Below are 14,147 nucleotides of genomic sequence, written 5' to 3'. Positions count from 1 at the left end.
TAGATGAAAGATTAAGATTTTTTGATCGCTCTAATAGGAATAACAAATATTGCTGCGATCACATAAAAGGCGATACAAAAAACAGCCGCCATCATAAATATCTCACCGATATCATAAAAGCTTGACTCAAGCCTAAATGTATCAACGTAATTTATCGCAAACCATAATGCTACGCCAAGAGCGATAGCAAAAACGAAAAAACCCCAAGAAAACAAGAAATTTAATATCTTAGTTCCCAATTGCTCTCCTTTTTTAATTATTTTTCTAACTTAAAACCGCCGCCAAGTGCTCTATAAACTTCGACTGCACTATCAACCTCATCAAGCTTAGCTGAGACGTCTTGTAATTTTGCTTGAAGCAAATTTCTCTCCGCATCAAGAAGCTCTAAGTGGCCGATATAGCCAGCGTCATATTGCTCTTTAGCAAGCGAGTAAATTCTTTGTTGAGATTTTAGCAAATTTTTCACTTGTTCCAAAGAAATTTTTGCATTTTGCCTTGAAACAAGCGCATCTCTTACTTCGCCAAGAGCCGATTTTACCGCTGCTTCATAATTAACAGCGGCAATTTGTTCATTTGTTTTAGCCACTGCGACATTATTTTTTGTCCTACCAAAATTAAAAATTTTCTGCGCTAAAGAGCCGCCTATGCTCCATGTATTGGCATTTCCAACAAAGATATTTTCAAAATCAATACTTGAAAAGCCAAAAAGCCCAGTCAGTGAAATGCTTGGAAAATACTCAGCCCTTGCAACACCAACAAGAGCATTTGTAGCTTTTAAATCAGCCAGTGCCTTTGCCACGTCGCTTCTTCTTAGCAAAATTTCAGAGCTGATGCCAGCACTTATCTCTGAAGAAACTGGTAAATTTTGCGAGCTAGCAATAGCTCCATTTAAAATTTCATTATTACTTTTACCAGTCAAGATGGCTAGTGAGGTGATAGCCTTTGACTTTTCGTTTAATCTAGAAGTAAGATTGGTCTTAGCGCTTTCTACTGCTGCCTTGCTTTGCAAATAGGTCATCTCGTTTATGCTTCCAAGATCAAGCTGTGTTTTACGAAGTGCTAGCGTGTCTTCATAGGTTTTTAAAGTCTCTCTTAGCACAGCTTCTTGCATATTTAATGAAACTAACGCAAAGTAGCTTTTTGCAACACTTGAGCTGATACTTAGTCTCGCGCTATCGTAGTCAAATTTGGTTGCATTTAGGCTTTCTTCAGCTGCTGCTACATTATTTCTTACTCTACCCCAAAGATCGATCTCATAATTTAATCCTAAATTTATATCTGATTTTCTATAACGAGTTTGTGGTTGTTTAGTATATGTTTCGCCGCTACTTTTTGCTTTTTCGTAGCCTACATTTAAATTTATACCAGGAAGCAAATCCGCCTCAGCTACGCCAAGGCTTGCTTTTGCTTTCTCTAAATTTAAATAAGCAACACGTAAATTTGTATTTTTCTCAAGTGCATTTTCCACTAGAGAATTTAAATTTTCATCTTTAAATTCTCTCCACCAAAGATCCCTTATATCACTTGTCTCATAGGTGTAAGTAGATGTGAAATTTGTATCTACATTTGGCATATCTGGACGAAATGAGCAACCAGCTAAAAATGCCGCCGTTATAAGTATAAACGCCTTATTTTTCATCTTTTTTTGCTCCCTTTTTCCAGTATTTCTCATTTAAATTTTCAAGCAAATAATAAAACATTGGCACGAAAAATATAGCTATCGTCGTAGAAGCGATCATGCCACCAACCACGCCAGTTCCTAGTGAGTGGCGAGAAGCTGCACCAGCACCTGTGCTTATAACCATCGGGAAGACGCCAAGCGTAAATGCAATTGATGTCATTACGATAGGTCTAAAGCGAAGTTTAGCCGCATTTATCGCTGAGTCAAATATACTCTTACCACTATCATGCTCTTGCATTGCAAACTCTACGATCAAAATGGCATTTTTAGCCGCCAGACCGATGAGTAGCAAGAGTCCGATCTCAAAGTAGATATCATTTGTTAGGCCTCTTATCCAAACAGCTAGCAACGAGCCAAATACCGCAAATGGCACGGCTGTGATAACCGCAAGTGGAATGAGCCATCTCTCGTACTGAGCAGCAAGGATGAGAAATACAAAGATCATACCAAAGATAAAAGCAACCGTGCCAGTTCCCTGAGAATTTACCTCTTGATACGCCGTTCCCGCCCAGCTTATAGCGTAGTCCTCGCTGCTTAGCGTGTCATTTACGACCTCTTGGATCGCTCTGATCGCATCACCTGATGTATAGCCAGGTTTTGGATCGCCCATGATCTTAGCTGATGGAAAGAGGTTAAATCTATCAACGATATCAGGTCCGATCGTTCTTGTAAGTGTTGCTACTGAATTTAGTGGCACCATGCCGCCATCATATGAGCGGACGAAAATTTTTCTTAGATCCTCAGGATTATTTCTAAAACCTTCTTCAGCTCTTGCATATACTCGGTAAGATTTACCAGCAAGATTGAAGTCATTTATATAGTAAGAGCCAAAAGTAGCTGCTACCGTGCTAAAAATTTCGCTCTCACTTACGCCAAATAATTTAGCTTTTTCTTTATCAACTGTTATCTTGAACTGACGATAATTTGTCTCAAGCGTAGTTCTCACATTTGTTAGCTCAGGTCTTGCGTTTGCTGCTGCAGCTACCTTTCTAGCATCTGCTTCTATCTCGTTGTAACTCTTGCCGCTTTTATTTTGTAGATACATCTCAAAGCCACCAGTCATTGATAGACCCATAATAGGCGGTAAATTTACAACGAATGTCATTGAGTTTTTTGAGCTCCAAAGCATACCGTTAAACTGGCCAGCCAATGTATCAGCTCCATTGTTAGCGCCTTTTCTCTCACTCCAATCTTTTAGCTTTATAAAGCTAACGGCTGAATTTTCCCTAAGCGAGCTAGCTAGTATGTCATAACCTGCAAAAGCCATAGTGAACTCAACATTTGGATTGCTTAAAATGGCGTTGCTAATCGAGACTACTTCTTCTTTTGTCTTTAGCATATTTGTTGAAGGCGGAAGTGAGGTGATAACCATTAAAGCACCCTTGTCTTCTGAAGGCACAAGTCCTTTTGGCACAGCATCAAATAGCTTATAAGTGGCAAATCCTAAAATACCAATTACAATAAAGCTAATAATAATATGCCTTAAAATTTTAGCCACTCCGGCCGTAAAGAGTCTGGTGCTAAAGTCAAAGAAGTCGTTAAATTTCTGAACTATCCAAAATGGCTTGCTCTCTTGCTTTTTAAGCATAACCGCACAAAGTGCTGGCGTAAGAGTAAGAGCAACAAAGCCTGAGATACAAACAGAAACAACAAGTGTTAGAGCAAACTGCTTTTGTATAACGCCTACAAAGCCTTCCATAAATGAAACTGGCACGAAAACTGCGCAAAGCACGAGTACGATAGAGATAACCGGAGTTTGTACCTCCTCCATCGCCTTAAAAGTCGCGTCTTTTACGCTTATTTCTTTATCTTCATGTAAAATTCTCTCGACATTTTCTATGACGATAATAGCGTCATCTACGACGATACCGATGGCAAGGATCAGGGCAAAAAGTGTGATCAAATTTATACTAAAGCCCATCACATAAAGCCCACCAAATGTGCCTATGATAGAGACTGGCACGGCAAGCATCGGAATGATAGTTGCACGAAAACTTTTTAAGAAAAAGTACATTACGATTAAGACGAGCACCATCGCTTCAATGAAAGTTTTTATAACCTCATCAATTGAAACATCTATAAATTCTGTTGGATTGTAAGCTATGGTGTGCTCTAGTCCAACAGGATAAGTTTTCTTTAGCTCGTTAAGCTTTTCTTTTACAGCATTTGCGGTAGCAAGAGCATTCGCATCGTTTTGTAAAAATAGCAAAAGAGGAATAGCCGGTTTGCCGTTTAACATCGCATCGTTAGCATAGCTAGCTGCTCCAAGCTCTATGGTAGCTACATCTTTTAGCTTCAACACTGATCCATCGGAACTTTTAATTATTATATCGCCAAACTGGGCTGCATTTTTAAGACGTCCATCGGTACGAACAGAATAGACATAAGGATTACCACCATCCGATGGCTGTTCGCCTATCTTGCCAGCGGCATATTGTGAGTTTTGAATTTTTACTTGAGAAATGACGTCGCTTGGAGTTAGTTTAAAATGAGCGAGCTTGTCTGGCTTTAGCCAAATTCTCATAGAATACTCTTTAGCGCCTATCAATACTGTATCGCCTATACCACTAACCCTTTTTATCTCATCAGCAATATTTAAATTTACATAGTTATATAGTTCGATCAAATCCATATTTGGATTTGTAAAGCCAACAACTTGAAGGATCGAGCCGCTTCTTTCACGCACCGTTACTCCCATATTTTGTACTTCTTGAGGTAATCTTGAAAGAGCTGCTTGCACGCGGTTATTTACATCGATTGTAGCTTGTTTTGACGATGAGCCGATCTTAAAATATACGCTTATATTCATCGTGCCAGCAGAGCTTGAGGTGCTTTGCATATATAGCATATTCTCAACACCATTTATCTGATCTTCGATCGCACTTGCGACCGAGTCAGCGATAGTCTGCGCATCAGCACCGCTATATGTCGCAGTTACAGAGACAGTAGGCGGAGTAAGACTTGGATACTCTTCTATTGGGAGTCCCTTGATACCCATAAGACCTGCTATAACTATGATAATAGATATAACAGTCGCAAATATCGGGCGGTTTATGAAAAATCTTGAAAACATCTATCTGCCTTTACTTGCTACTTGTAGCGTTTGCATCTTTGCCATTTATAAATTCTGCACTTAGGTCTTTATCAGTTTCAACTGGTGCACCAACTCCGATTTTAAGGAAGTTATTAACGATTATCTTATCGCCATCTTCAAGACCTTCAGTGACTGCTACCATATTTTTTGTTTGATATCCTATTTTTACATTTTTTTGGCTTACTTTGCCATCTTTTACGACTAAAACATAAGAGTTTGTAGCGCTTTGTTGAAGGGCAACTTGTGGGATGTTAAAGGCATTTTTTTGAACAAAGCCACTCATCTTTATATGACCAAACGCACCTGGTAAAATTTTACCCTCGCTGTTATCAAAGCTAGCCTTTGCCAAAACGCTGCCAGTTGCGGTATTTACGACACTATCTATAAATTTTACTTTACCATTAAAATTTTCGCCATTGACGCTTAAAACAGCTTCACTATTTAACTGTTGCCATGAGCCGTTATCCAAATTTGTCTTTCTAGTTAGATTATCCACATCGGCGATATAAAATTCTGCTTCAATAGGATTTATTTTTGTAAGTCTTACAAGCTTTGTTTGGTTTGCTATGACAAGTGAGCCAACATCTACTTGGTTATCACCCACTACACCGTCAAATGGCGCTGTAATAGTCGTGTATCCTAGATCTATTTTCGCATTTTTTAAATTTGCTTTTGCGCTTACTAAATTCGCATTTGCAATGTCATAGGCTGCAACTGCTGCGTCGTAGTCTTTTTGAGAGACTGCATTTTTCTTATAAAGGGCAGAAATTCTTTTAAACTCAGTCTCGGCATTTTTTAAATTTGCATTTGCTACGCCAACAGAGGCATCAAGTGAGTCAAAGCTAGCTTGATATTTTTCTGGATCTATCAAAAATAACTTATCGCCCGCTTTTACTTTACTTCCTGGCTTGAAAAACTGCTTTATGATAGTTCCGCCAACTTTTGGATAGATAATAACATCTTGACTACTTACAACCGTTGCGGTGTAATCAAAACTAATAGGTATGTCTGTTTTTTGTGCGATAAAAATATCCACATGAGATAGTGGCATCTGGCGACCTGCTGCCGCTTTATTCTCTTTATTTTCGAAACAACCACTTAGAAATAAAACTGCAACCGAAAGCACAAGAGCACTTTTAAAATTTGCCATAAAAACCTCTCTTAATTTTAAATTTTAATATCATATTTAGTTTTTGTAATAATTGTTACAAAAATTTAAAGTTTTCGATTCTATTAGAAAACAAATAAAAAGTCAATTTTATTTTTTACTAATTCCATTCAAAAACAACTCAACACACAAGCCAACATGCTTTTTACGTTCTTTTTCACTAAGCTTTGGCTCTTCATTTATCAAAAGCGAATCGTAGTAATAAGCTCCAATCACACTTTGTATAAAGTACTTTGCAGCAAATTTGGCTGAAAATTTTGAATCAAGTTTGGCTTTTACCTCATCTCTTTCAAAGAAATTTATAAGCACAAGATCGATCTTTTTTAAAATTTGATCCAAAAATGTCTTACCAAGTTTGCCACCATTCTTAGAACCCTCACTCATCATTATCCTACCAAGAGAGATATGCCTTTTGCTGCAAGTAATAGAAAATATTATGGTTGCAAATTTGGTTAAAAATTCCTCCAAGCTATGAGAAATTTTAAGATCTATTTTCTCATCGATCTCTTTTATAAGGCTATCTATCTCTTGCTCAACGATCGCCTCAAAAAGCCCCTCTTTGTTCTCAAAAAATGTATAAATGCTAGAAAGCGATCCGCCACTTATCGCTACGATATCGCTTAAACTTGTCTTTTCGTATCCTTTTTCTAAAAATAGCTCAAGTGCTGTTTTTACGATAAGTTCGTATCTTTTTTACCCTTTTCTGATATTGCCATCTTGCTTCCTGTTAAATTTTTGCCATTTTATCATCTTTTAGGATAGATAAAAGTACTTTGCCTTTGCACACTGATAGCTGGCTCGTCAGTAGCGTAGGCTTTTATATTTATATGTTTTAAAAGATCTTTATCGCTTAAATTTTCATTTTTTGATTTTAATGTGACGATGACTCGTTGTTTTACACCAGCTTTTAATATAAATGGCTTATTTGGACGAGAAATTTCTATATTCTTATCATCTACTTCAAAGTAAAAGGCGTGCTCTTTATTTTGTGTGTTTTGCACCAAAAATACGTAAGAATTTTCGACTTCATTTTCATGTAAAATTTTATAAAGCTCACTTGTTCTATTTATGTTTAAAAGCATGCTTTCTTTTTTGCCACTCATTAATACCCCAGCTGTTAAGACAATACCCAAAATGACAAGATAAGCAACCGTTCTAAAGCGTAAAATTTTGACTCTTTTTTGCTCTTTTATAGAATTTATACTTCTCCACTCAATAAGCGAGCTTTCATCAAAATGCTTCATCACCTTAGCGCAAGCATCGCTACACTCTAGACAATTTATACATTCAAGCTGCATACCTTTTCTTATATCAATGTGCGTTGGGCATACTCTTACGCACGCCTCGCAGCCAGTACACAGCGCGCCCTCTTCTTTTGGTTTTTTAAATTTCTCTTTTCCATTATAGATTACGCCGCCTCTTTTTTGATTGTAAATAACTTGGATCGTATCGTTATCAAACATCACTGATTGCACCCTAGCGTAAGGACAGACATAAATGCAAAAATTTTCTTTTAAAATGATGACATCATAAACTAACCAAATAGCGATAACAAGCCAAAATGCAAGCAAAACTTCGTGTTCGCTTGGCTCTTTTAAATAAGCAAAAAAATCAAGCGGTGGCACAAAATACCATAAAAAATTTGCCGAAATAACAAGAGCTAAAACGCACCAAATTCCAACTGCTAAAGCACGCTTTAAAATTTGTCCTTTTGGCTCATTTTGCTTATTTTGGATATTTTTTCTGATCTTTAAAATTTTAGTTTGCAAAAGGTCACGAAATATCGTTCTAAAAATAGTTTGCGGACAGCTCCAACCGCACCAAACGCGCCCTGCAAGTGTTGTTAGGAAAAATATACTTAAGAACAAAATGATAAATAAAAATGGCAGCAAATAAAGCTCTTGCATATCAAATTTTGTAAAAAATAGATCAACTCTACTTTTATCAAAACTTAGCAAAAATAGCTGCGCGTCATTTACCCTGATAAATGGCAAAACAAAGACAAATAGCGTGATACAGGCAAAAAAAATGTAACGCCTCTTGGCGTAGCTAAGATGAAAATCCTTTGACATAATAAGCCTTTTTTGAAATTTTATGATTATAAAGCTTATGGCATTAAAAGAGTTTTAAAAAAAAATAGTTAAAAGCTTAAATTTATGAAAATTAAACTATACTCACGGCTTATTTTAATCTGAAAGGTGGTGAGGACGTTGCCTGGTATTAAGGTACATCCTAACGAGTCATTTGACGAGGGTTACAGAAAGTTTAAAAAACAAACTGACCGTAACTTAGTAGTAACTGAAGCAAGAGCTAGACGCTTCTTTGAGCCTAAAACTGAGATCCGCAAAAAACAAAAAATTGCAGCTCGCAAGAAAATGCTTAAACGTCTTTATATGCTTAGACGCTACGAGTCAAGACTCTAAAACCAAGACAAAGAGGGCTTTGCTCTCTTTGTTTAACTCTTCTTTTAGCCTTATTTTTTTATAATCAAAGCAAATTTTTTATTTTATTTTAAACGGAAATTCGATGCAAAAGCTAGCTATAAACGAAGCTGCAGAAATTTTAGGCATAACAAAAGAAGCAGTCTATAATAGAATCCGCCGTGGTTCGATAAATACAGTCATTGAAAATGGCATAAAATTTGTCATCCTTGATGAGAAACCAAGTAGCGAAAAAGCCACAAAATCCACTCCAAAAAGTACAAAAACTAAATCCCAAAATGATGAGTTTGTAAATTATTTGCTAAATGAGTTAAGCGAGCTAAAGAGCTTAAATTTAAACTTACAGGCTGATAAAGATAGGCTTTTTAAAGAAAAGGAGCAGATGCTAATCGAGCGAAAAAATGAAATTTTGCAAATTTATAAAGATAGAGATGAAAAGCTCATGCAGTTTCTAAATACCATGCAAAGGCCGCTTTTAGCACAAAAAAATGACGATATGCCAAATAACGAAGCGATAGAGGCCGAGATAGAAAATGAGTCAAAATGGATAAATTTAAGTGAATTTTTAAAGGAGCTAAATCTAAAGCCAAAGGCAACGAAAAAAGCCAGTGAAAAGATAATAAAAGCGATACACCACTCAAAATTTATAAAATTTAAACGAGGTGTGATACTTGTTAGAAGACATAAAAATTTAAAAGAGTTGATAGGAGAGATATGAAACACATTAAAAAAATAGCTACTTATGCTGCGGTAGGCGGATTTGGTGCGATCGTTATGGCTGGCCTTGCTGGTTGTGGCAATAACAATGGCGGTGATGAAAACGCACTAAATGAAGTTGCACAAAAAAATGGCGCCTTTGTCATTATCGAAGAGAGCGCGCCTGGAGTTTATAAAATTTTAGAAGAGTATCCAAGTACTGAAACTAGAGTTGTGCTAAAAGATATAAACGGTACTGAGCGTGTGCTAAGCAAAGACGAGATCGATAAGCTCCTAGCTCAAGCAAACGCAAATATCGACAATGGCACTTCAAATTTAACAAAAACGAGTGACGCACAGCTAAGTAGCGGTGGGCTAAGTCTTGGTGAGACGATACTTGCCTCAGCTGCTGGCGCGATACTTGGTAGCTGGATAGGTAGCAAGCTTTTTGGAAATCAAAATTTCCAAGCTACTCGTCAAAATTCTTACAAAAATCCAAGCGCATACACAAGAAGCGTTGATAGCTTTAACAAGCAAAAGGCGGCAAATTCTGCTGCAAGAAGCAGTGGCGGCAAGAGTGGATTTTTCGGTGGTGGCTCAAAGTCAAGCTCTAGCTCATCAAGCTTTGGAGGCTGAAAATGATAAATTTAAGAAAAATCACTCCGTTAAACAACGAATTTATGGAGAAGATCGGCTTTGCGTGGCATACAGATAACGATAACAGCTCATATATCGCAGATGAGATCGTACAGGTAAAAGCAAGTGAAGCGGATGCTTACTACGAAGCAGCAAACGAGCTATATGATATGTATGTAAATGCCGCTCAACACGTGATCGACAACAACCTTTTTCACGAGATAGGCATACCATTTAATCTCGTTGATAGTATCAAAAAAAGCTGGGAAAACGACGTTCACTGGCACCTTTATGGTAGATTTGATCTTGCAGGCGGACTCGATGGCAAGCCTATAAAACTGATCGAATTTAACGCCGATACGCCAACAGCAGTTTTTGAGACAGCGATCATTCAGTGGGCGATGCTAAAACTAAATCATATGGACGAAGCAGAACAATTTAATAACCTTTATGAAGCTCTAAAGCAAAATTTTAAACGCCTTATCACACTTGGTGACGATAATGTAAATTTTGAGGATGTTTACGAGGGTTGGGGGATACTCTTTAGCTCTATCGCTGGTAGTATCGAGGATGAGCAAACCGTGAAATTGCTGCAATACATCGCAAAAGAGGCTGGCTTTAAGACAGACTTTGCTTACGTTGACGAGGTCGTTTTTGACGATAACGAAGGCATTTTTAAAGGTGATGAAAATTTTGAGTACTGGTTTAAGCTTGTGCCTTGGGAGAGCATAGCGATCGATGAGGGCGAGCTAGCACTTATACTTTCAAATATCATCAAAAATCAAAAAGCCATCATCATAAACCCAGCCTACACGTTACTTTTCCAAAGCAAAGGAATTTTAAAAATTCTTTGGGATCTTTATCCAAAGCATCCACTCTTGCTTGAGACCTCAAATGAGCCACTAAAAGGCAAAAAATATGTGAAAAAGCCGGTATTTGGTAGAGAGGGCGCAAACGTCTCGATACACGATGAAAACGGCGCACAAATAGCAAGTAACGAGGGCGAATACGACTCAAATAAAGCTATCTATCAAGAATTTTACGAGTTTAATCAAGATGCAAGAGGCGATAACTACCAAGCAGGCGTATTTTACGCTTATGAAGCGTGTGCGCTTGGATATAGAAAGGGCGGCAAAATTTTAGATAACTACTCTAAATTTGTAGGACATTTCATTAAGGACTAAAGATGAAGATCGTTTGTTTAGACGCGGCCACGCTGGGAGAAAACATAGATCTTAGTGTTTTTAAGAAATTTGGCGAGTTTATCAGCTACCAAAAAACCAAAAGCGATGAGGTCGTGCCTCGTCTAAAGGGCGTTGATATCGTCATCACAAACAAGGTCATCATCGACAAAGCCGTGATGGAGGCGACAAATTTAAAGCTTATCTGCATAAGTGCAACTGGGATGAATAATGTCGATCTAGAGCATGCAAAAGCTAAAAACATAGCTGTTAAAAACGTCGCTGGCTACTCAACCGCAAGTGTCGTGCAGCACACATTTGCCATGCTTTTTGAGCTAACAAATCGCATCAAATTTTATGATGAATACGTAAAAAGCGGAGAGTGGGTGAAGAGTGAAATTTTTACCTATCTTGGCGCAAATATCAGCGAGATCGCTGGCAAAGAATTTGGCATCATCGGACTTGGCGAGATAGGACGCAGCGTGGCGTCAGTGGCGCGTGCATTTGGCGCAAATGTGAGCTACTACTCGACAAGCGGAGCAAATAAAAATAGCGAATTTAAGCAAAAAAGCTTAGATGAGCTACTAAAAAACAGCGACATCATCAGCATCCACGCACCGCTAAATGGAAAAACTAGAAATTTACTGGGCGCAAATGAGATAAATTTACTAAAAGATGATGCGATAGTGCTAAATTTAGGACGCGGCGGCATAGTAGACGAAGCTGCTATGGCAAGGGCGATAGATGAGAGAAATTTACGCTTTGGTACGGACGTTTTAGAAAGCGAGCCAATGAGCGAAAATAGCCCATTTTTAAATGTAAAAAATAAAGAAAATCTACTCATCACGCCACACGTAGCATGGGGTAGCTTGGAGGCCAGAAAGACACTCATTACAAAGATCGTGGCAAACATCGAAAATTTCATCAATGAGAGCAAGTAATGGGCTATGATATAAGCTATCACGCTATTAGCGAAGATGAAATTTCAAAGTGGTATTTTGAGGCACTTGAGCTTGCAAGGACTGGTAAATTTGACGAGGTTTTAGCGCTTGCTAGTAAGGCTGGCGTAGAGGAATTTTACGCGCAAAAGTACAAAGATACGCTAAGTGCTGCGTTGCAGTATAAAGACGATGAAATTTTTAACAAAACTCACGGCTTTTGTATCGCCGTCACGCAAGGATTTTTTAGAAAATATTTCTACACTCGCGGCACAGCACTAAGCTCTTTGGCCCGGCAAAATGAGAAATTTAAAAACTACATTAGCAACTGGCGAAAAATTTTACCAAGTGAGTTTTTGGATAAATTTAGTGGCGAAATTTATAATGAGATCACCGAAAACTACTGTTGTGGCGCTTATGTGAGTGCTAAAAACGTAGCTAAACTAAAGGCTGACTATGAAGCAGGTGGCGAGATAAAAGAGGCGATTGATGGTTTTTACGCTCAAAATTTACCTGCCTTTTTAGATGCGCTAAACTACGCATTCGAGCTAGAAATAGGCCTGCTCGAGGCCACTGAGGTAGTGGAGCCAAATCCTCTTGATCTAAACAAATCAAGCTCATATTCAAACCTCTTTAACTGCGATCCAAAGGGCGCTATCATTTACGCACAGACCGCGGTGCAGCAGATTGGCGAGGCGATAAAGCAAGAAGAGACTGGCAAAAAGTCACTTTTTGAGAAGATCAAAGGGCTATTTAAATAAATTTTGAAAGGATAAAAATGGCAACTGAGCATAGTTTTGATATAAGTGCCGAGGTCGATATGATGGAGGTCAAAAACGCGCTGGAGACGGCAAAAAAAGAGATCGCGGCGAGGTATGACTTTAAGGGGCTTGCAGCTGAAGTCGAGCTAAACGAAAAAGAGAAATTTATCACGCTTCTTAGCTCAAGCGACAACAAGATCGACGCACTAAAAGATATAGTTATCTCAAAACTCATCAAGCGCAACATCCTACCAGTAGCGATCACAGAGACAAAAAGAGAGCCAGCGAGTGGTGGAAATTTAGAGGCGACACTAAAGCTAAACGACACGCTTGATGGTGAAAACTCAAAAAAGATCACCAAAGCCATCAAAGACTCAAAGATCAAGGTAAGCGCGCAGATCAGGGGTGAAGAGATCAGAGTAACAAGTAAAAGCATAGACGATCTGCAGGAGTGTATAAAGCTGGTGAGGGGGTTAAATTTGGAGCTTCCGATCAGTTTTAAAAACCTAAAGTAACGGCTTCTCGTGAGTGCCTTTAAATGAGCTAGAAAAATTTTCACTCCGCAGGCTATATGCCTAGCGCACGCTTAATTTTTCGTCGCAACATTTAAAATCATCTCACGACGTTTTGTGATTCACTTTGTCATTAAAATTGCAAAACTGCCACTTGATTTTTTCATACAAAATTTGGCAATTTTTTGTAATTTTTCACTTAAATTTATTTCACCAAGGACAAAAAATGAGCTTTTTTAAGAAAATTCTCGGTAAACAAATCGATCTTGGCAAGCAAATGCCGATCTATTTTGTAAGTAACGACGAAGAATACATGCAGCGCGCGTTTGAGCAAGCTCGTGAGAGCTTTAGGTATTTTTGGCGTGAGGTTTATTGGGAGCGCCACAGGATCGTACCTATGCTTGATTATGCGATGGTAAAAATTTGCTTCTTAGATGTCGTAAATGGCGAAGAAGTCGGCGAGCACATGTGGATAGACGATGTGGAATTTGATGGCGAAACGATATATGGAACACTCGTAAACGAGCCTGACGCCGTGCAAAACGTTAAAGTAGGCGATCAAGTAAGCGTGAAGATAGATGAGATGAGCGACTGGCTCTTTGCGATAGATGGACGCGCATACGGTGGATTTAGCGTGCAGGCGATGCGTTCACGCATGCAAAAGAAAGAGCTAAAAGAGCACGATAAAGCATGGGGGCTTGATTTTGGCGATTTTAACGATATTTTGGTAGTTTACGAGCAAAAAGAGCACCCTGAAAATTTGATAGAGCATCCAATGAGCAAAAATACGCATGAACAGGTGGAGCAGTACATAAAAGAGCATCCAAGTATGGTCACGGACGCCGATGAATTTGGCTATACGCAGCTTCACCACGAGGCGATCGCTGGAAATTTAAATCTTGTAAATCTCTTGCTAAAATACGGCGCTGATAAAAATGCTCGCACAAAAAGTGGAAAAACGGCGGCTGAATTTGCTGAAAATTTGGGCTGGAGCGAAATCGCAAAGGTGCTTAAATAGCAAGTTTTTATAAATTTTTAG

Annotated in this window: 14 protein-coding genes; 8 read left to right on the top strand and 6 right to left on the bottom strand. The window is 38.4% G+C overall.

Going from position 1 to position 14,147, the window contains the following annotated elements:
* Positions 1 to 11 precede the first annotated feature (11 nt).
* The 6 genes from CVT13_RS02855 to ccoG form a co-directional block, all read right to left on the bottom strand.
* A complete protein-coding gene (locus tag CVT13_RS02855; RefSeq protein WP_021090435.1) occupies positions 12 to 239 on the bottom strand; it encodes a hypothetical protein in 228 nt (75 codons plus the stop codon).
* Positions 240 to 256: 17 nt separating this feature from the next.
* Entirely contained in the window at positions 257 to 1,639 is a 1,383-nt protein-coding gene (locus CVT13_RS02850) for an efflux transporter outer membrane subunit (protein ID WP_107811540.1), read from the bottom strand.
* Positions 1,629 to 4,754 (bottom strand): efflux RND transporter permease subunit, encoded by a 3,126-nt coding sequence (locus CVT13_RS02845; RefSeq protein ID WP_107811539.1) that lies wholly within the window; start codon positions 4,752 to 4,754, stop codon positions 1,629 to 1,631. Before CVT13_RS02845 ends, CVT13_RS02850 begins: the two co-directional genes overlap by 11 nt.
* Positions 4,755 to 4,764: 10 nt before the next feature.
* The gene (locus CVT13_RS02840; protein WP_107811538.1) at positions 4,765 to 5,925 is read right to left on the bottom strand and encodes an efflux RND transporter periplasmic adaptor subunit; all 1,161 of its coding nucleotides are present in this window, start codon (positions 5,923 to 5,925) and stop codon (positions 4,765 to 4,767) included.
* A 108-nt stretch (positions 5,926 to 6,033) separates the two neighbouring features.
* Entirely contained in the window at positions 6,034 to 6,621 is a 588-nt protein-coding gene (locus CVT13_RS02835) for a TetR/AcrR family transcriptional regulator (protein ID WP_107811537.1), read from the bottom strand.
* Between the two features lie 68 nt (positions 6,622 to 6,689).
* Positions 6,690 to 8,015 carry a cytochrome c oxidase accessory protein CcoG gene (gene ccoG / locus CVT13_RS02830; RefSeq protein ID WP_107811536.1) on the bottom strand — a complete coding sequence of 442 codons (1,326 nt, stop codon included), beginning with the start codon at positions 8,013 to 8,015 and terminating at the stop codon, positions 6,690 to 6,692.
* 138 nt (positions 8,016 to 8,153) lie between these two features.
* Between ccoG and rpsU the strand changes: the two genes are divergently transcribed.
* The 8 genes from rpsU (at position 8,154) to CVT13_RS02790 (ending at position 14,126) form a co-directional block, all read left to right on the top strand.
* Positions 8,154 to 8,366, top strand: coding sequence for a 30S ribosomal protein S21 (rpsU, locus tag CVT13_RS02825; RefSeq protein WP_009294994.1), 213 nt, complete (start codon positions 8,154 to 8,156; stop codon positions 8,364 to 8,366).
* Between the two features lie 103 nt (positions 8,367 to 8,469).
* The gene (locus CVT13_RS02820) at positions 8,470 to 9,102 is read left to right on the top strand and encodes a DNA-binding protein (RefSeq protein WP_107811535.1); all 633 of its coding nucleotides are present in this window, start codon (positions 8,470 to 8,472) and stop codon (positions 9,100 to 9,102) included.
* A complete protein-coding gene (locus CVT13_RS02815; RefSeq protein WP_107811534.1) occupies positions 9,099 to 9,716 on the top strand; it encodes a UPF0323 family lipoprotein in 618 nt (205 codons plus the stop codon). The genes CVT13_RS02820 and CVT13_RS02815 overlap by 4 nt, the downstream gene beginning before the upstream one ends.
* A 2-nt stretch (positions 9,717 to 9,718) precedes the next feature.
* On the top strand, positions 9,719 to 10,900 hold the full coding sequence (locus CVT13_RS02810; RefSeq protein ID WP_107811533.1) for a glutathionylspermidine synthase family protein: 1,182 nt from the start codon (positions 9,719 to 9,721) through the stop codon (positions 10,898 to 10,900).
* Positions 10,901 to 10,902: 2 nt separating this feature from the next.
* Positions 10,903 to 11,838 (top strand): D-2-hydroxyacid dehydrogenase, encoded by a 936-nt coding sequence (locus CVT13_RS02805; RefSeq protein WP_107811532.1) that lies wholly within the window; start codon positions 10,903 to 10,905, stop codon positions 11,836 to 11,838.
* Positions 11,838 to 12,596: a hypothetical protein gene (locus CVT13_RS02800; protein WP_107811531.1), complete on the top strand. Its 759-nt coding sequence runs from the start codon at positions 11,838 to 11,840 to the stop codon at positions 12,594 to 12,596. Before CVT13_RS02805 ends, CVT13_RS02800 begins: the two co-directional genes overlap by 1 nt.
* 17 nt (positions 12,597 to 12,613) lie before the next feature.
* On the top strand, positions 12,614 to 13,111 hold the full coding sequence (locus CVT13_RS02795) for a YajQ family cyclic di-GMP-binding protein (protein WP_107811530.1): 498 nt from the start codon (positions 12,614 to 12,616) through the stop codon (positions 13,109 to 13,111).
* A gap of 223 nt (positions 13,112 to 13,334) precedes the next feature.
* On the top strand, positions 13,335 to 14,126 hold the full coding sequence (locus CVT13_RS02790) for a DUF2314 domain-containing protein (protein ID WP_107811529.1): 792 nt from the start codon (positions 13,335 to 13,337) through the stop codon (positions 14,124 to 14,126).
* Positions 14,127 to 14,147 lie beyond the last annotated feature (21 nt).

It is taken from the genome of Campylobacter concisus (assembly GCF_003049085.1).
GTDB classification, from domain to species: domain Bacteria; phylum Campylobacterota; class Campylobacteria; order Campylobacterales; family Campylobacteraceae; genus Campylobacter_A; species Campylobacter_A concisus_H.
The sequence above is the reverse complement of the archived record's forward strand: the minus strand, read 5'-3'. Positions and strand labels throughout refer to the sequence as shown.